Below are 24,949 nucleotides of genomic sequence, written 5' to 3'. Positions count from 1 at the left end.
TTCAATTCTTTCTGTATACAAATCTGAATTATGAATGCTTACACGCTTGAAAAATCCGACATAAATCAAACAACCGACCTACTCTTAGAGGGGGTCGGTTTCTTACTAAATTATTTACTTTCCTGAAATCAATGCACCTTATATAGAGAGTAACAGACCTTTATTTTACAAAATCTATTAAACCTTGTGTCGTTTCTTTTCGTTCAAATAATTTTCTGTCTGCTAAAAAATTCAATTGATTTAAAAAACAGCATATAACCGTTGTCTTATCTATACTGTTCCACTCTTATTAAATCTAAATTTTCTTCCTCTAAAAAATGATTCATTATATCTCTAAATTGACTAATAGTTAATACCAAAGGAATATTAATTATATCAAATATAGGTACATCTTTTATACTTTTAATTAAAGATGAAAATAGAAGCATTTTCATACAACCTTCCATCTTATCCTCTGGAAATAATATTATTGGAATTTTAGAAAGACTAATTGCATTTAAAAAATCTCCCATCAAATGCTTTGGATTTTTTTGATTTTCTATCTCTATTCCAAACAAATGCATTGGTCGATTATTTATATAGCTCGGGTCATTTAAATGATTTAAATTAAATCGTTCCAAATTCCTATTAGACTGTCTTCTTAAAGCAAATTCCATTTGTTTTATAAAATCTAATTTATAAATATAGTTAATTAATTCAACGTCTTCGCTTAAGCGGTATATACCCATACTTACCCTATTTCCTCTTCTTTTAACAAGGGTTGGCGTAATTGCAATATCCATACGAGGAGAATAAATCATAGTATTACTATCCAACTCTCGATTAATATCACTTAAATTATATTCAGTAATCGGTTCCGCCAAACAAGATAACCAATTCTTATGAATCTCTAGTTCATTCGCAATACTGTTATTTACTGAATTCCTTATAAACGATATTTGCTTCTGGTATTCCTCTATAATTTCTAGATAAGACTTTCTATCCTCTCTTTCTAATTTTACTATTTTCTTTTCAAATAACTTACTAAGCTTTTGAGCAACGTCTTTTTGAAATTCATTAGTAATATTTGTGACAGACACTTCTCCTACACGCCCTTCAAAATTTTGTACTGTATAACCTATTATAAATAAAGTGTAATTAATTTTAAGAGTCCTAATTATGACTCTTACCTCTTTTGTTCACCCAGTAATTAAGACCTACAATGTGGGATAATGATCCAAATACAAATAATCACCTTAGTTATCCATCTTTCTCTAACGCTATATCGCTAAAAGCAGCTTCTTATCTCCAAAGCAATGAACTTTTCCTTCTACTGCTGCCCATACCCTTCAAACTTCTTCGCCAAATTCGCCATCTCATCTTCTGGTAATAACTTCGGTTCTCCGACGCTTTTTGTTTGATAATAAATTTGCGCACAAAACTCGATTTCTTCTGCAATAGTAAATGCCATTTTTATGTTATTTGCACCTGCAATTAAACCGTGGTTCTCAAGTAAAACGGCACGACGATCAATCATGCATTCAAAAGCAGCATCTGCTAATTGCTTCGTACCAAATGTTTCATACGGTGCACAGCGTACATTCGGGCCTGCGAAAGCGATTAAATACGATACTGCAGGAAGTTCCCATCCTAATGATGCAATCGTCTTCGCATAAGGTGAATGTGTATGCACAAGCGCATTTATATCTTCACGATTTCTATAATAAATAAGATGCATATCTAACTCGCTTGATGGCTTTCTCTCTCCCTCTACCACTTCACCATCTAAGTTTAATATAACTACATCTTCAGGTTTTGTTTCATAATACTCTAAACCACTTGGGCTAATTGCAACAAGACCTTGCTCGCGATTGAAAATACTAATATTGCCGCCTGTCCCCTTTGTTAAACCGCTAGAAATCATTTTCTTTCCATACGCTACAATTTCTTCTCTTTCTTTTTGTAATAACATATATATCCCCCTAAGTATGAAGCTTATGATGACTGACTTTTTAAATCTATCTACTTATTGAAATAGATTTTTTAAGTTCTCCGTAAACGGTGCTTTTACAATCCCTTTTTCCGTAATAATCGCTGTTACATTTTCATGTGGCGTGACATCAAAGGCTGGATTATATACTTTACTTTCTTTCGGAGCAGAATATTGTCCGAAGCGATTAATCACTTCAGAAGCATCTCTTTCCTCGATTGGAATTTCTTTTCCTGTCGGTGTTTTTAAGTCGATTGTCGGTGTTGGTGCTGCTACATAAAACGGAATGTTGTAGTATTTTGCTAGAATAGATACGCCTAATGTCCCAATTTTATTTGCTACATCACCGTTTGCTGCCACACGGTCGCATCCAACGATTACAGCGTCAATCTTCCCTTGTGACATGACCATAGCCGCCATATTATCCGTAATGACAGTAACATCAATTCCCGCTCGCTGTAGTTCTAATGCTGTTAACGTTGAACCTTGTAATCTAGGACGTGTTTCATCTGAAAAGATTTTTAAGTTCCATCCTTTTTCTTTCGCTAAGTACATTGGAGCTGTTGCGGTACCATACTTAGTCGTCGCTAACGCACCTGCATTACAATGTGTTAATACTCCCATTCCATCATGGAATAACGTTAATGCATGCTCTCCAATTTGACGGTTAATTTCTTCATCTTCTCTATGAATCTCTTTTGCCTCTTCTAGTAATCTATCTTTCAACTGGGCGATTGATAAATGTGCGTTCTCTGTCGCTACCGCCTCCATTCTTTCAAGTGCCCAGAATAAGTTTACTGCTGTCGGCCTTGATGTTGCTAAATATGCACATACCTTTTTTACTTCCTCTATCAATTCTTCCAACGTACTTTGAGTAACTTCCTTTACCCCTAAATACACACCATAAGCTGCCGAAACACCAATCGCTGGCGCTCCTCGTACTTTCATTACTTGAATGGCATCCCACACACTTTCAGCTGTCTTAAAAGATTCATAGACAACCTCATTCGGTAATAATGTTTGATCTAATAAAACTAAAGCATCATCTTTCCACTGAATGGGTATTAATTGCTCTTCCATCATCTTCTCCCCTTACTTCGCGTAGTGCATTGACTGTTCTTTTAACGTTTCTACAAAACTTGTGCCTGTTTTATATTGATTCGCTCGTAAAATAAACTTCTTCGCTACTTGAAGACAAATGCGTTCCGCTCTAGCACGTGCTTCCTCATTCTCAATACAAGTAATATCTTTCACTTTCGCTAACCCAACAATACGACGAATTAACTCAAGGCCCGTCACTGCAGCCGTATCTTCTAATACAGATTGTAAATATACTTCGTTAAAGCCTTCTTCCTTTGCCATAATCTCGGTCACATGAATATTCCAAGCATCTAAAAACTTCTTCTTAAATAAATCAATTACCTCTAACATTGTCGATTGTAGCCAACCCATATACGTATCTTTCTCAGCCCCGGGCGGCATCGTCGCATCTGCATTCACCCAAGCAAACATTAAATTCGCCATTACATTCCCAACGTCATATCCCATCGGTCCATAAAAGGCAAACTCAGGATCAATAATCTTCGTGGAATCATTTTTCACAAAAACTGAACCAGTATGCAAATCACCATGAAGCAATGCCTGTGCATTCGTCATAAAAGAAAACTTAAGTTTTGCTACTTCCATACGAAGCTTTTTATCACTATAAATATGCTCTCTAATCCATCCCTCATTTAGCGAAAATAACTCGTTACGCTTATTATGATTTGTAAATGGCTCAGCGTAGACGAGATCTTCTGTAATTTCACATAACTCAGGATTTATATAATTCTTCACAAGTTCCTTCTTTTCTTTATGATTCATTACAACATCTGATGTTAATAAGAGTGTGTTCACCAAAAAAGTCGTTACATCGTCAGCAAGCCTCGGAAATATTTGATGATTGATAAGTGCTGTACGTAATATAATGTGATCCGATAAATCTTCCATTACGCAACAATTCATCACACTATCAAACAAATACACCTTTGGAACAAGCCCAGGTGCTAACTCCTCCTCTAACTGCAAAACATCTGATTCTATACGAATACGATTCGTCGACAACTTAAATTCATCTGAAATACGTGCTGTATGCCCAGCTTGCTTTAAAATGACAGAAATATTCTTCTGTTCATCCCAAACGCGGAATACATAATTTAAATTACCATCGCCTATTTCTTTACACTGTAACCCCTTTGCATCCTTAAACTTAGATAATTTCTCTTTCACATACACAATCACATCGTTAGCTTCCATTAAAAAATACTTCGTGAACTTAGACATGGTTTCCCCTCCACACTAATTGTAAGCGTTTTCTAAAGGTCGTAAAAAATAATAGGATGAAATTTTTTCATCCTATATTATATCTTCTTTTTGAAAGGTATATCTAGATTTTATTATATCTTGTTAGCACCTTGAGTCAATGTTTCTATATCATTGCAATTTACTTCCTAATTATATATTTGAGATGACAAAAATTGTTCAAAAAGATTTTAATTCATTTTATTTTATTTATCACACAATTCTTTGTAAAATAGAAATAAGCAATCCTTTTCAACTCCACAACTTCTAAGAAGTATTCTCTTCCTAACAATTTATACTTACACCATGTCTCTAACATACACACTACTCTTTTATATACTCATTGAAAATCGATTACATGAAAACTACCTTTTAATTCTCTAACAACCTTAATTGAGAATAAATATTAATTAAATTGATATAAAGTTGGTTTATTCTCTTGACAAAATAACCACTTCTATATGATAATTAATATCGAATTAGAATTATTATAGTTAATTAAAAAATATATTTTATGAGCACACTATTTTTTGATGCTCAAAACCAACATTTAGGAGGAATTTTAATATGTTATTAATCGGCACAGAAGTAAAACCGTTTAAAGCTAATGCTTACCATAATGGAGAATTTATCCAAGTTACTGACGAAAGTTTAAAAGGAAAATGGAGTGTAGTTTGTTTCTACCCAGCTGACTTCACATTCGTTTGCCCAACTGAACTTGAAGACTTACAAAACCAATACGCAACTCTTAAAGACTTAGGCGTTGAAGTATACTCTGTATCTACAGACACTCACTTCACTCACAAAGCATGGCATGATAGCTCAGAAACTATCGGCAAAATCGAATACATTATGATTGGTGACCCAACTCGCACAATCACTACAAACTTCAACGTTTTAATGGAAGAAGAAGGTCTTGCTGCTCGTGGTACATTCATCATCGATCCAGACGGCGTTATCCAATCTATGGAAATCAATGCTGACGGTATCGGCCGTGACGCAAGCATTCTTGTTAACAAAATTAAAGCAGCTCAATACGTACGTAACAACCCAGGTGAAGTTTGCCCAGCTAAATGGCAAGAGGGTTCTGCAACACTTAAACCAAGCCTTGACCTTGTAGGCAAAATCTAAGGAGTTCGATCAAAATGATACTAGATGCAGATATAAAAACACAACTATCCCAATACCTTCAGTTAATGGAGAGCGATATTTTACTTAAAGTAAGCGCTGGAGACGACGACGTATCTAAAGATATGTTAGCTCTAGTAGACGAATTAGCTACTATGTCATCTAAGATTACAGTAGAAAAAGTTGAATTAGAGAGAACACCAAGCTTTAGCGTAAATCGCCCTGGTGAAGACACTGGTGTCGTATTCGCTGGTATTCCATTAGGACACGAATTTACTTCATTAGTGTTAGCTTTACTACAAGTAAGTGGACGCGCTCCAAAAGTTGAACAAAAATTAATCGATCAAATTAAAAACATTCAAGGCGAATATCATTTTGAATCTTATATCAGCCTAAGTTGTCATAACTGTCCTGATGTTGTACAAGCTCTTAACGTAATGAGCGTTCTAAACTCTGGTATTACACATACTATGATTGATGGCGCTGCATTCAAAGAGGAAGTAGAAAGCAAAGACATCATGGCAGTACCAACAGTTTTCCTAAACAGCGAATCTTTTGGAAGTGGTCGTATGACACTTGAAGAAATTTTAGCTAAAATGGGTAACGGTCCAGATGCATCAGAGCTTTCTGATAAAGATCCATACGATGTTCTTGTTGTTGGCGGCGGCCCTGCTGGTGCAAGTGCAGCAATTTATGCAGCGCGTAAAGGCATCCGCACTGGTATCGTTGCTGAGCGCTTCGGTGGTCAAGTAATGGATACTATGGGCATTGAGAACTTCATCAGCGTAAAACGCACTGAAGGTCCTAAGCTAGTAGCAAGCCTTGAAGAGCACGTAAAAGAATACGACATCGATGTAATGAATCTACAACGTGCAAAACGTTTAGAGAAAAAGGAACTTATTGAAGTGGAACTTGAAAACGGCGCTATTCTGAAAAGTAAGAGCGTAATCGTTTCAACAGGTGCTCGCTGGCGTAACGTTGGCGTACCAGGTGAAGCTGAGTTCAAAAATAAAGGTGTAGCATACTGCCCACACTGTGACGGTCCATTATTCATCGGAAAAGACGTAGCAGTTATCGGCGGCGGTAACTCTGGTATTGAAGCAGCTATCGACTTAGCAGGTATCGTTAAGCACGTAACTGTTCTTGAATTCATGCCAGAATTAAAAGCTGATGCTGTATTACAAGAGCGTCTTAACAGCTTACCAAACGTAACTGTTCTAAAAAACGTTCAAACGAAAGAAATCACTGGTACTGATAAAGTAAACGGTATTTCTTACATCGATCGTGAAACTGAAGAAGTTCATCACGTTGAATTACAAGGTGTATTCGTACAAATCGGTCTTGTGCCAAACACAGACTGGTTAGGCGAAACAGTTGAACGCGCTCGCGGTGAAATCGTAACAGACAAGCACGGCGCTACAAACGTACCAGGAGTGTTTGCTGCAGGTGACTGTACAAATAATCCGTACAAACAAATCATCATCTCTATGGGTTCAGGTGCAAACGCAGCTTTAGGTGCATTTGATTACTTAATCCGTAACTAATTATATAGACGTGAGTAAAAGACGCGCTCCCAATTGGGAGCGCGTCTTTTTTTATTACATTATATGGTCGTCAAATTCCTTCCAGCATATTAAAGATATCGTCTGATAATATTGCTACTCCCCAAGCACCCATACATTAACACTCCAATCTATACACTAAAAACCTCTCATTCCCATTCTTTTCATAAACACCTGGCAATCTAACTTCCCTCTTCAATTCAAACGCAGTCTGATTTTCTAAGAAGAAAATATAGTCCTCAGAAGGATAATATAAAATAATATCCACTTCTCTCTCTGTTTCCTCTACCGAAAGCAAAATGTTATTGACTACGTTCATAAACACTTGTACAGAAAATGGATTAAAGAAATAAAACCGATTATCACGTGGATCAATCTCATATTCTTGCGCTAAACAACATTCAAACCCAATTTTATCTTTACTGTTTCTTACCTTTCGTGCATAACGCTCAAGATTATCCATTGCTTCTTTATAAAACTCTTCATTCATTTCAATTCCAACCGCTGAAGCATCACACTTATGATGCATGTAAAAGTTTAATCGTCCTTTTCCGCATCCGAAATCTACAACTCGGTCACTACGTTTTATCTCATATTGATTCAGTAACTCATCTAATCCGCTATATGGGGTCGGTTCATAACGGTGATAGTGCATAGACTTGTTAAACCCTTTTTGTTCACCTACTGTTTTTATATTTAAAACTGCATCATAATATTGTTCGTTCATTTTTTTCTCCTATTAAGAAATGGTACTTCTTATTATACACCATGTACTGGAGAAGGATTTTTCATCAAATTAATAGGTACGTGAAATTATATAAACGATTTTTTCAATATATCGACTTAACAACAAATTCCTACAAAAAACAGGAGCTATCTAGCCCCTGTCCTCTAATACCTTTAATACAGTTTGCTTCAATATTTCTACTCCATCCATAATACAACTATGATCAAACTTCATATACGGATGGTGTAATCCAGGTTGTAGGTTTGCACCTAGTCCAAGCATGACAGCTTTTAAATGTGGTCTCTTCACTGTGTAGTAATGGAAATCATCGCTTCCTGTCGTATACAGTGGTCCAGTGCATCCCTCTTCTCCGTACACTTCAAGAATGCCTTTTCGCATAAAGCGCTCAGCTTCTTCTGACACTTCAGCTCCTGGCGCGAGATCGATCCACTCATAAGATACTTTAGATCCCATTGATTCCGCTGATAGAATTACTCGCTCTATTTTTTGCTTCAATTCATTTAGTAATATATTATTTTCTGCTCTTACATCTAAACTAAAATGCCCGTTACCTGGAATGATATTTAAATTATCTCCACCAGCTTGGCACCTTGTCATCTTCACTGAATATGAACTTTGCGGTGGTAGCCATATATTTTTCAAACCGATATTGATCATAGAAATGACATCAATTGCATTTATCCCTTGATGCGGGCGTGCCCCATGTGCATCATCTCCATGAATCGTTCCTTCTAAAAATCCTGCTGCTCCATGGCGAATAGATGGGGCAGCTTGTTTCAAAGGCAGTTCTTCAATCGGCCTTAAATGAACACCAAATAAGAAATCAGCATCATCCACAGCACCCTTATCTACCATCTTTAAAGAACCATTTCCTTTTTCCTCTGCCGGCTGAAAAATAAACCTAACCGTCCCACTATCCCACCTCATATTTTTCAATTGTAAAATAAGCCCCATCACAATTGTCATATGAGCATCGTGACCACATGAATGATTCGCTTTAAACTCTCCGTCCACTTCTTGCCAAAGTGCATCCATATCAGCACGAATTGCAATAACTGGATTTCCGCTTCCAATTTCAGCAATCACGCCTGGGCAATCATCAAATATTTTATATGAAATTCCTTCTTCTTTTAAAAAGTTAGTAATATACGCTGTCGTTTCATACTCTTTCCAACTCACTTCAGGGTTTTCATGTAAATGCTGAAAAATTTCAGTTAACCGCTCTTGTAGTTCTAATGTTTTCAAAGCCACATTCTCCTTCCCAAATTCCAAAACCATTCAGGTTAATTATACTTATGAAAAACAGATGTTTTTATGAACATATTGAATTTTAAGAAAAAAGTCAATTGTTTATTTTCAAATGCGATCGACAACTCATTTCCACTCACTTTATAACGATAGAACATTCCTTATTTTCTGTTTTTTATTGACGCTCATATCATTTTTTAGTTATTATAATTTAATAACGTCTATTTTGCGACAATTCTAAAAATATAAACATATATAATGAGGAGGCAGTTTATGAAAAAAGAAATACCTTTTGGCGTAGCAATAATCCCTATTATCATTACAGTTGCAGTTATGATGGTTACAATTGTTGTATTAAAACAAAGCCCTCATGTCCCACTTATTATCGGTACAATCGTTGCTTCTATCGTCGCTTGGCGTTACGGTTACAAATGGCACGACATTGAAGAAGCGATGTATAAAGGAATTCGCCTCGCATTACCCGCTATCGTTATCATTATTCTAGTAGGTTTAACGATCGGTGCTTGGATTGGCGGCGGAATCGTCGCAACAATGATTTATTACGGTTTAAATCTTTTAACTCCATCACTATTTTTAGTTTCAATTACAATTATTTGTTCTATTGTTGCATTAGCTATCGGTAGCTCTTGGTCTACAATGGGAACAATTGGTGTTGCAGGAATGGGAATTGGACTAAGTATGGGAATCCCAGCTCCAATGGTTGCCGGTGCTATCATTTCCGGTTCTTATTTCGGCGATAAAATGTCACCGCTTTCAGACACGACAAACTTAGCTGCAGGATTAACAAATACAGATTTATTCACACATATTCGTCATATGTTATTTACTACAATTCCAGGTTTAATTATTACTCTTATCGTTTATGCGTTCTTAGGAAAAAGCTTCGGCGCTAACAATATTGATGCAAAAAGTATCGATCAAACGTTACAAGTATTGCAACAAAACTTTGTTATCTCACCTTTCCTATTAATCATACCTGTAGTCGTTATGGTATTGGTCGCTAAAAGGGTTCCTGCGATCCCAGCTATTCTCGTAGGTATTATTTTAGGATTTTTATCACAAGTCTTTATTCAAGGTGGTTCTGTCTCCGCCTCTGTCGGTGCACTCCAAAATGGATTTGTCATAGACACTGGCAACAAACTAGTAGACGAACTCTTTAACCGCGGTGGCTTAGATTCGATGATGAATACAGTTTCTATGACAATTGTCGCTATGACTTTCGGCGGAGTACTAGAACATACTGGTATTCTTCGCTCAATTGTAAATCAAATTTTAAAATTAGCGACATCAGCAAAAGGACTTATCGCTTCTACTATCGCATCTTGCTTTGCAACCAATCTTACTTGCTCTGAACAATATATTTCAATTGTTGTTCCCTCAAGAATGTACGCAAATGCATACACAGAAAAAGGACTACATTCTAAAAATTTATCCAGAGCATTAGAAGATGGCGGAACATTAACTTCTGTCTTCGTACCTTGGAATACATGTGGTGTATTTATTCTCGCAACACTTGGAGTTGGCGCATTCGAATATGCTCCTTATGCTATATTGAATTTCATCGTACCTATTATTTCAATCCTTTACGGTATAACTGGTCTCACAATTACAAAACTATCTGATATTGAAAAAGCAGAACTACTAAAAAAACAACAAGCTCAATTAGAAGCTTAAAGATAACGGTAAATTCAGTTCATATATTGCGCGAGGGCGCCCTTGTTGATAGGGCATTTCCTCGCCGCAAATATGAGCATACCCATAATCAACTAGTTTCTTTAATAACCTTTCTGTTGATCGGCGAGTCACTTGTAAGTATTCAGAAAGATCTGCTGCTGTAAACTTCAATGACGAATGTGACTGACTAAATTGAATAATTTTTGATAAGTTTGCTGGACTAAGTTTCGTTTCCTTCGCTATTTTCATGAGTTCCGGATTTTCATTCTTCAAACTTTGTACTCTCTGTTCTTTCGGGAACGGACCAAATAGTTCTTTATCACTTGTTAGTATATAAAAGCAGTGGTCTATTGGATTATTCTTCGCGAAAATTTGAGCGATTTTAGCATTTTGCTCCGCTTCTTTCACAGTTTTTCCGTAACCAAATCCAATAGCTATCGTTCCTTCTATACTTGCAAATAGGGTATTTATCATATTTGTTTTTATAATTGATTCAATATCACCACGAGTCGTATACAAAATGAACGTCATTTCATCAATTTTTTTAAATGAACCATGTAGTGCTTTTGAAACAGCATCTAATTGCTCAAGCAAACCTTCTCGTAATTCTAAAGAAGAAATCATACAAGCACCGACAGTAGCTGAATGGCTTTTTGCTAACTCAGCTTTTATTTTTGCATCTTTTAACCCATGTATAATGGATTGCTTCGGATCTATCATACGCTCTGAAGGAATACCTATTTTTTGAAGTTCATCATAGACAGCATGAATACTAGTTAAAGCTAAATGAGCTTCTCCTGATTGATATTTAGCTTTATGAAAATCCGTAACTCTATTTATTTCGTCTTTACTCCACAGCATATTTTCATAATCAAACACTTGTGGACTTTCTTTTATACCGATATCATGGAACACATTTGTAATGAATGAGCGGTCTACTAAATCAATTGAAATTTTATGTGGTTGAATACGTTGGTGATACATGACAGAAAGAATGGAAGATACGACAGTTGTCTCGTCTTGCTGTAAATACGTACTTGGAATTCGTAATTGTTCTCTTATTTCTTTTGCCATATAATAAGGTAAAGCACCTGAGAAAAAGATGAAGTCACAAGGCTTTAAACGCTTTAAAAGTTCAGAAGATTCCGCCGGATGAAGGTAAATATATGGATCAATCTCTATTTCTTCTAGTTTATGAGCAATAGGTAAAAGATTCTCCATAAACTCCTTTGAACCGACAACTGCAATTTTTATCATCATTTCTTTAACTCCTTATCATTAATTAACGACTATTTAACGTCAACTATATCAAATGTACAAAACTATTGTAAACAGGAAGGGGTCTCTACCTAATGAAAATTACAGCTATTCATCTTTACGCAATTCGTTTACCACTTCGCGATCCGTTTGTTATTAGTTATGGTTCTTATTCTGATATGCCTTCTATTATCGTCAAAATGGAAACAGATGAAGGTATTATCGGTTACGGTGAGGGCGTTGCTGATGATCACGTTACAGGCGAATCATGGGAAAGTACTTTCCATACTTTAAAACATACACTTGCTCCTGCGCTCATCGGACAAAATCCAATGAATATCGAGAAAGTACACGATATGATGGACAATACAATTTACGGTGTTCCTACTGCAAAAGCCGCAATAGATATTGCTTGTTTTGATATAATGGGCAAAAAACTAAATCAACCTGTATATCAATTAATTGGCGGACGCTACCATGAAGACTTCCCTGTCACTCACGTCTTAAGTATCGCCGAACCTGAAGACATGGCTGAAGAAGCTGCTTCCATGATTCAAAAAGGTTACCAATCTTTCAAAATGAAAGTCGGTACGAATGTAAAAGAAGATGTAAAAAGAATTGAAGCGGTACGTGAACGTGTAGGAAATAATATTGCGATTCGCGTTGATGTAAACCAAGGATGGAAAAATAGCGCCAACACATTAACGGCACTTCGTTCATTAGGTCATTTAAACATCGACTGGATTGAACAGCCTGTTGTCGCAGACGATATTGACGCAATGGCTCACATTCGTTCTAAAACAGACCTTCCGCTTATGATTGATGAAGGATTAAAAGGTTCTCGTGAAATGCGCCAAATCATTAAATTAGACGCGGCTGATAAAGTAAATATAAAACTAATGAAATGCGGCGGTATATATCCCGCTGTAAAACTCGCTCATCAAGCAGAAATGGTCGGCATTGAATGCCAAGTTGGATCCATGGTCGAATCATCCGTTGCCTCTTCCGCAGGATTCCATGTCGCTTTCTCGAAAAAAATCATTACGAGCGTTGAACTTACAGGTCCATTAAAGTTCACGAAAGACATCGGAAACTTACATTACGACGTACCATTTATTCGCTTAAACGAAAAGCCAGGACTCGGCATTGAAATAAACGAAGATACATTACAAGAACTAACCGTCTTTCAAGACGTTGTACGCTAAAGGAGGACTAACGCATGACAGTGCTATACAAAGGATCATTAAAACAAAATAACGATCCATTTCACGTTACATTACTATCACTAGAGAACATCGAGCAAATCTTATTACTACAAAACGTCGTAGTTGAGGTGCTAGAAGATAACAGTCGCTTACAACCACTCTCGCTAGAAGAGTTTCAATACATTCTAGAAGGAAACGGCATGATGATCGGTGCTTTTATCGAAAACGAACTCATCGCATTTCGTGCCCTACTCGTCCCTCCTATTGACGATGAACATTTAGGACTTGATATTGGCATAGCAGAAAGCGAACTACATCGCGTCATTTATCAAGAAATTTCAAATGTTCATCCGAACTGCCGAGGAAATGGGATGCAAAAAATATTAGCGACAGTTATCATGGACGAATTACAAAACGAAGATAGCAAATACGATTACGTTTGTTGCACCGTTGCTCCTTTTAACATTCCAAGTTTAAAAGATAAGTTTGCGCAAGGAATGGAGATTGCTGCATTGAAGGAGAAATATGGCGGGAGTATGCGGTATGTTTTCGTGAAGGAATTACGTGAGGACAAGGAGAGAGTGTGGACGGAGTTTAAGAGCGTTCCGATGAGCGATGCTATTGGGCAGCAGGCGTTGATTTCAGAGGGGTATCGCGGGTATGAGATGGAAAAAGTGGACGGAGATTTTGTTGTGAAGTTTGGACGATGATTGCTGCGTAAGAAAAAAGGGAGATGTCTGCTGTGACATCTCCTTTTTCTTACTTAAACATATCGATTGCAACTCCAAATATATCAGCGATTTTTGAAATATCTCGACTTACCGACAAACATTGACAATAATCGCACCACTAAACCGTCATCTTCCAACTAGATAACGCTAACCAGTTTTCCATTTCCTTATAATCAGGCATTATCTTCCCGACAAGACGCCAAAAAGAACGATCATGATTTAAATGAACCATATGACACATTTCATGAACAACTACGTAATCAATTACTTGCTGTGGTGCCATTGCTAGCTTCCAATTGAATGTTAGCTGTAAATTTGAATCACAAGTTCCCCACGTACGACTACTATCTGTAATACGAATAGAACGCGGTTTTGTTTTGAAGTTACTTTGATGCACTTTAATACTCTTCTCTACTAATGACTTACACTGCTTATAGTAAAATCGTTTTAACGCTTGTTGTATTTTCTCATCCTTAAGCTCTTTCACATAAATATGTAGCTTATTCCCTTCAAACACTGCATTGTCTTGCATAATACTTGCATCTTGAGAAATCTGTATCGGATACGTACTTCCTAAATACAGAAAGCCCTCTCCTTGATCATAATCCTTTTCCTGTGGTCCAAGCGCTCGCTCCTGCATTTCCTTACGTGTTTTCTGAATCCAATCCCACTTCTCCTCTAGCAACTGGACTAAGTATTCAACAGGCGTCCCCTTTGGAGCCTGCACTTCCACATTTCCGTACGAATCTACAAAAAGACGCACCGACTTTTTCTTCTTATAAGTTATATGAAAATTAATTGTCTCACCTAAATATGTATGTACCATTTCATCACCTAGTGTATTATTTTACAAATAAAAAAGAATAGGACACAAACGCCCTACTCTACCTATTATATCATTTAGCGATTCATCGGACTCATTACCCTCTATACTTTACACCTAATCCCTTAATGAAATTCCTTGCGTATCTATCGCCGCACTCTTTGTAATTTTTATGGCCTTTTTTTCTTAATAGGGCACCTAGTTCTCCCTTTGTTACCGTAACGCCTACGCTATCTAATATATCAAGTACATCCTCACTCGTTAAAGATAGTGCAATTTTCATTTTCTTTAGCAGAAGGTTATTCGCACTCTCTTTGCTTTGTACAGGTGCCGGTTGTCCTGGTTTCAGATCTTGCTTCCCTCTTTTTAAAGTAATAAATCCATTGAAAAATGCCTCTAACATCATCATATCGCATGTTAATACGTACTCATCTTCAACCACATCATCATTTTCAGATTCATGCTGAGGTGCTCTCTTTATTTTTGTAAGCATATCAACTACGTCTTCTTTCGTTACTTCCATACCACCAAGTTTAAAGATTTCTACCATATCTATATCTCTTATATCTAAAGCGTACCTTACTCTCTTTAATATATCGTTGTTGCTCATTGCCATTGTTTTGCCTCCTGAAATGTTGATTATAGTAATGCTTTTAGCATGTGTAAATGAATGTCGTTAAGTTACTACTTTAACATTTTAGGGGGAGGTTTTGTAGTCTTAGGTGGATTAATGCTTGTGGGGGTGATTTTATTTATTATTAAGAGATATTTCTAATAACGAATTTATTGTATTAGAAATTAAGAAAGGTCCTATCGATAGAAACGCCTTTAATCAAATACTGTAAAAGGTATTTTAGTTGGTAGTGGGATAGCTCCTTCATTTAAGGATGATATTAATAAAGCAACAAAGGATGGGGATTTACTATTAATTAACACACTTAAAAATGGACTAACCTGATATAGGTTAGTCCATTTCTTTTTATGCAACTCTAATTTAGTGGGCGACTCTAACGTGAATGTTACGTAAAATTCAGGTGAAACATATTGATTATATTTACTTAAGCTTTACTTTTTATTTGTGGTACAGTTCACCGTAACTAATCTAAATGAGGTTATTATTCATTATTTTCATAATTAAATTTAACAAAAAAGGTAGTGCCTTCCGATCCTGTTTGAATTTCTATTTTTGCATTATGACGAGCAGCAATAGCATAACATATGCCTAATCCCAATCCCGTTCCATTATCTTTGGTCGTGTAAAATGGAGTACCAAGTTTCTCTAATACTTCAGGCCTGATACCTTTCCCTTGATCACGCACTGCAAGCACCACACAATTTCGACCTTCTTTGTAGGTGCTAATGGTTAGAACTTTCTCTTTGCCCATCGCTTCTAAACCATTACGATATAGGTTCATTAATAATTGCCGTATCTCATTACGATTTAAAAGTAGTTCCGGGATGTCAGTTGTATCGACTTGAATATATTTATTTTGATTATGCGTATCTATCTTTATTAAAGGAATAATATCGTGGATAATTGCATTTAAATCTAACATCTGCAAATCTGATTTCTTTGTATTACCTATTGAGAGAAATTCAGTAATAATAGAATTGGCACGGTCAAGTTCTTCAATCATTAAATTAAAGTGCTTATTATGTTTCTCATAGGTGGGCTCTTCTTTTAATAACTGCAAAAATCCTCGTACTGTTGTCATTGGATTTCTAATCTCATGGCTGATACCTGCTGCCATTTGCCCTATTAAATCTATGTTTGATAACCTTTTCAATTCCTGCTCATATTGCTTTTTTTCCGTTATGTTTTTAAAAATACAACAAATACCATCATCATACGGGTATGCAATAACTTCGTACCAATATTCATCAGAGGTAGAAAAAAATTCAAAATAAACTGTAGTTCGCTCTGACATTGCACGATGAAGTTCCTTATACATAACTTCGTCAACGCCACTTAGGAAAATCCCCCATATATTCTTACCTAATACATCTTTTGCTGTTTTTCTTTGTGGAAAATATTGATGCTTATTTACGTACGTAAATTCCCATTTATTATTCAAAGTAAAAAATCCATCCGTAATACTTTCAATCACACTTGTAACCTTTTCATTAGCAACAGCTAGTTCTCTCGTTCGCTCTTCCACCATACTTTCAAGTCGATCCATATATAACAAGTTGGAAAATGTAGGTGCTGTGGCATCAACGATAGATTTTGCCAGTTGCATTTGGGAATTATCATAATTGTGAGCTTTTCCCTCTTTGCCAACGGCGATTACCCCTAATACTTCTCCCATTGAAACCAATGGAATCATCAGTATACCCTTACTATCTATATTTTTTGTTTGAATAACCTCTTGGATCTTGGCTTCATAGCTTTTCTCCATCCAATCCGCTTCTGTCCAATCACAGTCCCTGCTTAACTTCGTTGTTTTAATCGTTGTTTTGTCTAGCGGGTCTAAAAGGTGGGCAGCCATGTTTTTACTCTCCAAAATCTGTCCTAAGTAAAGAAAACATTTATCAAAACTCTCCTGTATCGAGGAACACATTGATAAATCACGGGTAACATTTAGTAACAGCTGCTTCTCGGTAATAAGGTTTTCCTTTTGTGTTAAATTATTTGCGTTTTGAATTGCGACCGCAGCCATATTTACATAAGCTTCAACACTTTGAATTTCTGAATTTGTTAAGTTCATTGGAATTCCATAATCAAATAAAAAAACCAGACCAAATAACTCTTGCCCAAATGCGATAGGTAGAGCTAATAAGGACTTAATTTTGAACGCAGCAACTGGTCTCGGATCCGGCCGATGATCCTTTGATGTATCAGGAATATAAATAGTTTTTTTAGTTTCAATAACTTCTTTTGCCAGTAAGTCTATTTCAAGATCAATTACCTGAGTATCGAGCGTTACGCCATTTATTGTCTCTGGTTTTCCTGCAAACCCTCTAAATGTTCCATCTTCCTGGGGTAAATAGATTCCAACAGCGTTGCACTTAACAATCTCCTCTGATATCGCCATTGTTACACGCTGCAATACTTCACGTAGTTCTAATTTTGTATTTATTATTTTTGTTATATTCGCGAGCCTAGAATATCTCGCCTGATCACTTAACATTCACATGGCCTCCAATTATAGGCATAATAAAATAAACATGATACTATCATTGAAAATCAAGACCAACCTACCATTTTCACTTTTCTCCTGTATTCTTTTCTTCCCCTTTTTTACATAGAATACCTCACTTACTTATGATACGGTTTACCTTAATTAAAATGAAACAGTGTAACTTTCAAAAGTTACACTGTTTCACTACCTTCTACCACATTAACACTCGCCTCAAACTTATCAAGCAATGTACGTACTTCATTCGTTGATTTCGTACTCATCAATTGATTTCTTAATTCAGCAGCTCCTGGGAAGCCTTTTACATAAATTTTGAAGAAGCGATGTAATCCTGTGATAGAGCGTGGTAATACTTCTGCATATTGATCTTGAAGATCGAGTTGTAGTCTTAAAAGATCTAAATGTTCTTTACTGCTATGCTCTCTTGGCTCTTTTTCGAAAGCAAACGGATTTTTAAAAATACCTCGTCCGATCATAACACCATCAATGCCGTATTTTTCAGCAAGTTCCAGTCCAGTTTGACGGTCAGGAATGTCTCCATTTATTGTTATTAGCGTATTTGGTGCAATACGATCACGTAATTTTTTAATTTCTGGAATTAGCTCCCAGTGCGCATCGACTTGGCTCATTTCTTCTCTTGTACGTAAGTGAATAGAAAGGTTTACGATATCTTGTTTGAAAATATGTGTTAACCAATCTTCCCATTCGCTTAATTCTTTAAAGCCCAGTCGTGTTTTTACGCTGACAGGTAGTCCGCCCGCTTTTGCTGCTTGAATAAGTTCTGCCGCAACGTCTGGACGTAGAATAAGGCCACTACCTTTTCCTCTTGATGCTACGTTCGGTACAGGGCACCCCATGTTAATATCGATGCCTTTAAATCCTAACTCTGCCATACCAATACTCATTTGACGGAAATATTCAGGATTATCTCCCCAAATATGCGCCACAATCGGTTGTTCATCTTCTGTAAAAATTAAACGGCCACGTACACTTTTCATACCTTCTGGATGACAATAGCTATCTGAGTTTGTGAACTCTGTGAAGAATACGTCTGGGCTACCAGCTTCACTTACTACGTGACGGAAAACAACGTCCGTCACATCTTCCATTGGTGCAAGTACGAAAAATGGTCGTGGTAAATCACGCCAAAAATTATCTATCATTTCAAATTCAAATCCTCTCAATATGAATACAATTTCGAACTCTCAATAAACCAAAAAGCAGATGGTATAGACTTTTTCTATATCAACTGCTTTCCTATTATACCAACTTAAGCCAAGCCACACACTCCACATGAGTCGTATGCGGGAACATATCAACAGGCTGTACTTCCTGCGTTTTATATCCGCCTTCTTCTAGTACTTTTAAGTCACGTGCTAATGTTGCAGGGTTACATGATACGTATACGACGCGTTTTGGTTTCATGTCGATGATTGTGTTTAGTAATGCTTCATCACAGCCTTTACGCGGTGGATCTACGACCATTGTGTCAGCGATTACGCCTTCTTTGTACCATTTTGGAATGACTACTTCTGCTTCTCCTACGCCAAATTCAGCGTTTGTCATATTGTTTAGTGCTGCGTTACGATTTGCGTCTTCGATTGCTTCTGGGACGATTTCAACGCCGTACACTTTTTTCGCTTTTTGCGCTAGGAATAAAGAGATTGATCCGATTCCGCAATAGGCATCAATTACTGTTTCGTTACCGTTTAATTTTGCGTATTCTAACGTTTTATCGTATAGCACTTTCGTTTGTTCTGGGTTTACTTGATAGAATGAACGTGCTGAAATCGCAAATTTAATGTCACCGATAAAGTCATAAATGTATTCTGATCCGTACAGTACTGTCGTTGTGTCTCCAAAGATTACGTTTGTACGTTTCGTGTTTACGTTTTGAACAATCGATTTTACTTCTGGGAATTTCGCTGCAATTTCTTCAATGATTGCTTTTTTGTTTGGTAATTCTGCTGTACGTGTAATGAAGACAAGCATAATTTCCCCTGTTACTTGTCCGTAACGAGCCATTACGTGACGAAGTGTTCCTTTGTTACGCTCTTCGTTGTATGCCGAAATACCGTGTTTTTCACAAATACGTTTTACTTCCTGGATTAATGTATCGTTTTCTTCTGCCTGAATTAAACATGATTCCATATTAATAATGTCATGTGTTCCTTGGCGATAGAAACCAGCGACAAGTCCACCTTCACGTTCTCCAATTGGTACTTGTGCTTTGTTACGGTATACCCATGGGTTCTTCATACCAAGTACAGGGTGCACAGGAACATCGCTTAATCCGCCAATGCGCTGCATAACGTCACGTACTTGTTTTTCTTTCGCTTGTAATTGTCCTTCATATGTTAAGTGCTGAAGCTGACAACCGCCGCACTGATTGTACACTGGGCATTCTGCATCTTTACGATATGGGCTCTCTGTATGAAGCTTCATTAAACGACCGAATGCGAAGTTTTTCTTCACTTTAATAATTTTAATTTGTGCTTCTTCACCTGGTAATCCGTTTTTAACGAAAATAGGATAGCCCTTTACTTTCGCAACACCGGCACCATCATGGGTTAAATCTTCAAATACTACATCTATAAAATCATTTTTTTCAACTGGTGGCGTCATTTTTGTACTCATTTTCCGACCTCTCTTTTTCATAACACTGCGTTACATTTTATCATACTTATATGGTCTATTTCTATCGGAAGAAAAAAAGCTATTGACGATAGTTCTCTGTTAATGTTACGCTACTACTAATTTAATACGGACGATGTTACCTCATATATATTCGATAATATGGATCGAGAGTTTCTACCCGGCAACCTTAAATTGCTGGACTATGGGGAAAACTAATGAATATTAGCCTATGTGCAAAAAAGGACTCATATTGATTAGCTTTCTCTCATAGATGAAAGTGAATCCATATGGGTCTTTTTTTATTTTTATTTTTCTAAAAGGTCAGACATCTTACGTATGACATAAAACCTCTTTGTTTTATTTTTAGTAATATAACGAGCGTTTTATGTACAAACTTTATACGAACTTCTGAAAGGGGCAACTACATGCAATATGTAATGAGCATTATCGGTATTCTTGTCGTTTTAGGTTTATGTTTTGCTTTGTCAAACAACAAAAGTAAAATCAACTTCCGTGCAATTGCTATTATGATTGGTTTTCAAATTTTAATCGGTTGGTTTATGTTTGGCACAAAGATTGGTCAACAAGTCATTATTTTCATTGGTAAAGTTTTCAACAAACTAATTAAACTTGGTACGACAGGTGTCGATTTTCTCTTTAATGGAATTCAAAGAGATTTTGTCTTTTTCTTAAATGTATTATTAATTATCGTATTTTTCTCAGCACTACTTTCTATCTTTAGTTATTTAGGTGTTTTACCATTCATCGTTCGCGTTGTCGGCGGTGCAATTTCAAAAATTACTGGTTTACCACGCGTCGAGTCATTCCACGCAGTAAACTCTGTATTCTTCGGTTCAAGTGAAGCGTTAATCGTTATTAAAAACGATTTACAGCATTTTAACAAAAACCGTATGTTTATCATTTGTTGTTCTGCAATGAGTTCCGTTTCTGCTTCTGTTACAGCATCATACGTAATGATGTTAGATGCGAAATATGTACTAGCCGCTCTTCCGCTAAACTTATTCTCAAGCTTGATCGTTTGTTCGCTATTAACACCAGTTGATACGAAGAAAGAAGATGAAGTGATTCAAAAATTTGATAGAACTTTATTCGGAGACAGCTTTATCGGCGCAATGATTAACGGTGCGCTTGATGGTTTAAAAGTAGCTGGTATCGTTGCTGCATTAATGATTGCCTTCATCGGTGTGATGGAAGTTGTAAACTACGTAATTAGCGCAGCTTCAGGTGCAATGGGATATGCTGTTACTTTACAACAAATCTTCGGTTATATACTTGCTCCATTCGCATTCTTAATGGGTATTCCAACTCAAGATATTATCCCAGCTGGTGGAATTATGGGTACGAAGATTGTATTAAACGAGTTTGTAGCAATCCTTGATTTAAAAGGTGTTGCATCAACATTATCTCCACGTACAGTCGGAATCGTTACAGTATTCTTAATTAGCTTCGCAAGTATTAGCCAAATTGGTGCGATCGTTGGGACAATCCGTGCTCTTTCTGAAAAACAGGGAAGTGTCGTATCTAGATTCGGTTGGAAAATGTTATTTGCATCAACACTTGCTTCTATCTTATCTGCAACAATCGCTGGATTGTTTATATAATAAAAAACTCCACCTTGCTTTTCCTTTTTCAAAAGGAAATTTAGGTGGAGTTTTTTTACTTTCTTCTATATGTATTTTTATGTAAACCCCACCAGAAAAATATAAGGTGTTTTTTCCGAATTATTCCAAAAATGTATTCCCCTCTATATTCTATAGTGATATGATGTACAAGGGTATAATTCAAATTTTTAAAATCGAAAATTTGAGTTAGTGTCACTTATACGAATGATAATTTCAAGACATAAGTGATGATAATTAAAACACAATAGAAGGATGATAGAATGAAAAAATATACATATATCGCTTTACTTTCTTCTGCTATTCTCGTAGGTTGTAACACTAGTAGCACTAGTGATAAACAAATAAAAGAAGCAACGGCGAAACAAACAGTTGAACAAAAAAAAGCTAAAGCGGTTGAACTTCCTTTAACACAAGGGATTATTACATGGGATCCGTATGAATATAACGCACAAAATACCACGCTTTATACAAAGGATTTAAGAGATTCATTCACACAAGTACGTTACAATATTTGGCGTACTGCTGACGGTCCTGAAAACAAACAAACTTTTACTTCACAAGAAAAAGAACGTGACTTTGCCCTCCCACTACATTTAAAATCATTTCATTTAAAACGTGGCGAATTTCAAATTGAAACAGTAGGAATCAAAGAAGATCATACTGAAACAAATCTAGTAACATCTAAAATTACATTCCAGCAACATGTACCCGTATTAATGTACCATGCGATTGAAAAATACCCTGGACCAAGTGATGGGGATTACGGCTTATACGTACCACCTGAGCAATTCGAAAAACATATGCAATATTTAAAAGATAACGGTTATACGATGCTTACATTTGAACGTTGGAATGATATAAATCGTGTAAATAAACCTGTTTTTGTAACGATGGATGATGGTCGAAAAAATAATATGAACGCTCTTCATATTTTACAAAAATTAAAGGATGATAGATTTCAACCTACGGCTACTGAATTCCTTACTGCAAATGAGATAGACAAACCAAATCGTCTATCAACAGATGAGATAAAACAAATGATGGATTCAGGCATTTTTTCTATTCAATCACATACTGCTAATCATACGATGATGGCTCATTCAAGCAATTATGATGAGGAATTACGTAGTTCGAAAGAAAAAATCGAAGCCCTTACTGGTAAAAAGGTCATCGCTCTTGCCTATCCAGTAGGTTCTTATAATGACCCAGCTGTTGAAGAAACAAAAAAACATTATGAGTTCGCAGTAACTACTGATCACGGTAATCACATTACAAAAGGGATGCCAAACGAACAGTACTTAATTAAACGCCACTTTGTAGGGCCTAATACATCAATGGAAAAATTCATATCTCTTATAAAGTAAAACTTTAATCAGTGGGGGTTTTGTTCACCCCCACTGATTATTAGCCCTCACCAATCGGGCTTTTACGGGCATTTGCTCCCCCACCTAACCTCTTTGCTTTTGCTGAATTCTGAGGTGGGGTCTTACTGCCCACAAATAGCGGGATAAAGTAAACTTTACTAAAAGATGATAGAAATAAGTCACTAACCTATCTCATTACTAAAATGATATGATGAACAAGGGTATATCCCCACCTCTCTTACAGCGGTGGGGATTTTAATGTAAGCATGCAACATAATACACAATAGAAGGTGATTTTATGAGAAAATACGCAGCAATCGCTTTATGTACGTCTGCTATTTTAGCTGGCTGTAACAGTAGCAATGTAAGTCCTGAACCTAAAAAAGAGAAAAAGGTTCAAGAGACTAAGAAACAAGAAGTGACCGTACAAGAACACGGTAAAATTTCTTATAATCCGATTACACACGAATCTACAAACACAAGTATTCATATTACAGGCATAAAAGATACTTTAACCGAAGTACAATATAAAATTTGGCGCACAGCTGACGGAAAGGAACACACTAAATCTTTTTCTTCTAAAGAAAAGGAGAAACAGTTTACACTTCCTTTTGACATAAAAGAATTTGAAGGAAAACGCGGTGAGTTTCAAATTGAAGCAATAGGAATAAAAGAAGATGGGAAAACCATTCCGCTCACAAAATCTGCTATTACTTTCGAGCAAAAGATTCCCATTCTTATGTACCATGCAATCGATGATTATCATGGACAAGGCATTAAAGATTTATTCGTATCCCCCGCTAACTTTGAAGGCCAAATGAAATATTTAAAGGACAATGGCTATACATTACTAACTTTTGAACGTTGGAGCGATATTAATAAAGTGAATAAACCTATCTTTGTTACATTTGATGACGGTATGAAAAATAATATGAATGCATTTCATATTTTACAAAAGCTAAAAGACGATACGTTTAAACCAACGGCAACAGAATATATGATTGTTAATAATGTTGATGCTGAAGGATCTCTTTCTACATCTGACATAAAAGAAATGGTTGATTCCGGCATTTTCTCCATGCAATCTCATACTGCAACACATGCAGACTTACCGAAGATTACAAACTATGAAGAAGAATTAAAGGGATCGAAAGAAAAGCTAGAAAAAATAACGGGTAAGCCTGTTATCGCAGTTGCTTACCCATTTGGTCATGTAGATGATAAAGTCGTTGCAGAAACGAAGAAATATTATCAATTTGCGACGACAACAAAATCCGGAAAGTTCATCACAAAAAGTGAACCCGATGAATTATTAAAAATGAAGCGTGTTCGCATACACAATACGACGACCGTAGAGCAATTTGCTTCTTCGATTAAATAACGATGAGAGCTCAATATATTTTGAGCTCTCTTTTTACGCTTTATTTATATATATTTTTTGAATTTTCTTGTATTATAT

At 36.3% G+C, this 24,949-nt stretch carries 20 protein-coding genes and 1 riboswitch; of the genes, 8 read left to right on the top strand and 12 right to left on the bottom strand.

All coding sequences use genetic code 11. The features are described 5' to 3' along the window. Positions 1-266 precede the first annotated feature (266 nt). The 4 genes from MKO96_RS24320 to mtnK all read right to left on the bottom strand — a co-directional run bounded on the left by MKO96_RS24320 (position 267) and on the right by mtnK (position 4,291). Positions 267-1,079, bottom strand: a complete 813-nt coding sequence (locus MKO96_RS24320) for a hypothetical protein (RefSeq protein WP_240588936.1) — start codon at positions 1,077-1,079, stop codon at positions 267-269. Positions 1,080-1,309: 230 nt separating this feature from the next. Beyond that, positions 1,310-1,951, bottom strand: a complete 642-nt coding sequence (locus tag MKO96_RS24315) for an L-fuculose-phosphate aldolase (protein WP_240588935.1) — start codon at positions 1,949-1,951, stop codon at positions 1,310-1,312. A gap of 54 nt (positions 1,952-2,005) precedes the next feature. Beyond that, positions 2,006-3,049 (bottom strand): S-methyl-5-thioribose-1-phosphate isomerase, encoded by a 1,044-nt coding sequence (gene mtnA / locus MKO96_RS24310; RefSeq protein WP_240588934.1) that lies wholly within the window; start codon positions 3,047-3,049, stop codon positions 2,006-2,008. A 12-nt stretch (positions 3,050-3,061) separates the two neighbouring features. Continuing rightward, the gene (gene mtnK / locus MKO96_RS24305) at positions 3,062-4,291 is read right to left on the bottom strand and encodes an S-methyl-5-thioribose kinase (RefSeq protein WP_240588933.1); all 1,230 of its coding nucleotides are present in this window, start codon (positions 4,289-4,291) and stop codon (positions 3,062-3,064) included. A gap of 585 nt (positions 4,292-4,876) precedes the next feature. On the opposite strand from mtnK, the gene ahpC reads away from it, so the two are divergent. Next, entirely contained in the window at positions 4,877-5,440 is a 564-nt protein-coding gene (gene ahpC, locus MKO96_RS24300; protein WP_000924420.1) for an alkyl hydroperoxide reductase subunit C, read from the top strand. 14 nt (positions 5,441-5,454) lie between these two features. After that, on the top strand, positions 5,455-6,981 hold the full coding sequence (gene ahpF, locus MKO96_RS24295) for an alkyl hydroperoxide reductase subunit F (protein ID WP_240588932.1): 1,527 nt from the start codon (positions 5,455-5,457) through the stop codon (positions 6,979-6,981). 136 nt (positions 6,982-7,117) lie between these two features. On the opposite strand, the gene MKO96_RS24290 is transcribed toward ahpF, so the two are convergent. Both MKO96_RS24290 and MKO96_RS24285 read right to left on the bottom strand, forming a co-directional pair. Further along, positions 7,118-7,726 carry an SAM-dependent methyltransferase gene (locus tag MKO96_RS24290; RefSeq protein ID WP_061672140.1) on the bottom strand — a complete coding sequence of 203 codons (609 nt, stop codon included), beginning with the start codon at positions 7,724-7,726 and terminating at the stop codon, positions 7,118-7,120. Between the two features lie 150 nt (positions 7,727-7,876). After that, positions 7,877-8,992 carry a M20 peptidase aminoacylase family protein gene (locus MKO96_RS24285; RefSeq protein ID WP_088057217.1) on the bottom strand — a complete coding sequence of 372 codons (1,116 nt, stop codon included), beginning with the start codon at positions 8,990-8,992 and terminating at the stop codon, positions 7,877-7,879. A gap of 276 nt (positions 8,993-9,268) precedes the next feature. Here MKO96_RS24285 and nhaC point away from each other — a divergent pair, with 276 nt between their 5' ends. Beyond that, the gene (gene nhaC, locus MKO96_RS24280; RefSeq protein WP_240588931.1) at positions 9,269-10,690 is read left to right on the top strand and encodes a Na+/H+ antiporter NhaC; all 1,422 of its coding nucleotides are present in this window, start codon (positions 9,269-9,271) and stop codon (positions 10,688-10,690) included. Here the strand turns inward: nhaC and MKO96_RS24275 are convergent. Then, positions 10,679-11,950, bottom strand: a complete 1,272-nt coding sequence (locus tag MKO96_RS24275) for a transcriptional regulator (RefSeq protein WP_240588930.1) — start codon at positions 11,948-11,950, stop codon at positions 10,679-10,681. The genes nhaC and MKO96_RS24275 overlap by 12 nt on opposite strands. Positions 11,951-12,042: 92 nt before the next feature. On the opposite strand from MKO96_RS24275, the gene MKO96_RS24270 reads away from it, so the two are divergent. Both MKO96_RS24270 and MKO96_RS24265 read left to right on the top strand, forming a co-directional pair. Further along, positions 12,043-13,152, top strand: coding sequence for a mandelate racemase/muconate lactonizing enzyme family protein (locus MKO96_RS24270; protein WP_240588929.1), 1,110 nt, complete (start codon positions 12,043-12,045; stop codon positions 13,150-13,152). A gap of 14 nt (positions 13,153-13,166) precedes the next feature. After that, the gene (locus MKO96_RS24265; protein ID WP_240588928.1) at positions 13,167-13,862 is read left to right on the top strand and encodes a GNAT family N-acetyltransferase; all 696 of its coding nucleotides are present in this window, start codon (positions 13,167-13,169) and stop codon (positions 13,860-13,862) included. Between the two features lie 139 nt (positions 13,863-14,001). Here MKO96_RS24265 and MKO96_RS24260 read toward each other — a convergent pair whose 3' ends face one another. The 5 genes from MKO96_RS24260 to rlmD form a co-directional block, all read right to left on the bottom strand. After that, complete coding sequence (locus MKO96_RS24260; RefSeq protein WP_240588927.1) at positions 14,002-14,709, bottom strand: M48 family metallopeptidase; 708 nt, start codon at positions 14,707-14,709, stop codon at positions 14,002-14,004. Between the two features lie 94 nt (positions 14,710-14,803). Further along, a complete protein-coding gene (locus MKO96_RS24255) occupies positions 14,804-15,322 on the bottom strand; it encodes a YehS family protein (RefSeq protein WP_240588926.1) in 519 nt (172 codons plus the stop codon). Positions 15,323-15,821: 499 nt separating this feature from the next. After that, positions 15,822-17,837, bottom strand: a complete 2,016-nt coding sequence (locus MKO96_RS24250; protein ID WP_240588925.1) for a GAF domain-containing sensor histidine kinase — start codon at positions 17,835-17,837, stop codon at positions 15,822-15,824. A 182-nt stretch (positions 17,838-18,019) separates the two neighbouring features. Next, positions 18,020-19,009 carry a tRNA dihydrouridine synthase gene (locus MKO96_RS24245; RefSeq protein ID WP_240588924.1) on the bottom strand — a complete coding sequence of 330 codons (990 nt, stop codon included), beginning with the start codon at positions 19,007-19,009 and terminating at the stop codon, positions 18,020-18,022. Between the two features lie 97 nt (positions 19,010-19,106). Continuing rightward, the gene (gene rlmD, locus MKO96_RS24240) at positions 19,107-20,483 is read right to left on the bottom strand and encodes a 23S rRNA (uracil(1939)-C(5))-methyltransferase RlmD (protein WP_240588923.1); all 1,377 of its coding nucleotides are present in this window, start codon (positions 20,481-20,483) and stop codon (positions 19,107-19,109) included. 121 nt (positions 20,484-20,604) lie between these two features. Beyond that, positions 20,605-20,706: riboswitch (purine riboswitch) on the top strand. Between the two features lie 202 nt (positions 20,707-20,908). Here rlmD and MKO96_RS24235 point away from each other — a divergent pair. The 3 genes from MKO96_RS24235 to MKO96_RS24225 all read left to right on the top strand — a co-directional run bounded on the left by MKO96_RS24235 (position 20,909) and on the right by MKO96_RS24225 (position 24,871). Further along, entirely contained in the window at positions 20,909-22,105 is a 1,197-nt protein-coding gene (locus tag MKO96_RS24235; protein WP_240588922.1) for a NupC/NupG family nucleoside CNT transporter, read from the top strand. 281 nt (positions 22,106-22,386) lie between these two features. Further along, positions 22,387-23,490 carry a polysaccharide deacetylase family protein gene (locus MKO96_RS24230; protein ID WP_046958889.1) on the top strand — a complete coding sequence of 368 codons (1,104 nt, stop codon included), beginning with the start codon at positions 22,387-22,389 and terminating at the stop codon, positions 23,488-23,490. Between the two features lie 298 nt (positions 23,491-23,788). Next, positions 23,789-24,871 (top strand): polysaccharide deacetylase family protein, encoded by a 1,083-nt coding sequence (locus tag MKO96_RS24225; RefSeq protein WP_240588921.1) that lies wholly within the window; start codon positions 23,789-23,791, stop codon positions 24,869-24,871. Positions 24,872-24,949 lie beyond the last annotated feature (78 nt).

Origin of the sequence: Bacillus sp. ES1-5 (assembly GCF_022487605.1) — a bacterium.
Taxonomy (GTDB): domain Bacteria; phylum Bacillota; class Bacilli; order Bacillales; family Bacillaceae_G; genus Bacillus_A; species Bacillus_A wiedmannii.
The sequence above is the reverse complement of the archived record's forward strand: the minus strand, read 5'-3'. Positions and strand labels throughout refer to the sequence as shown.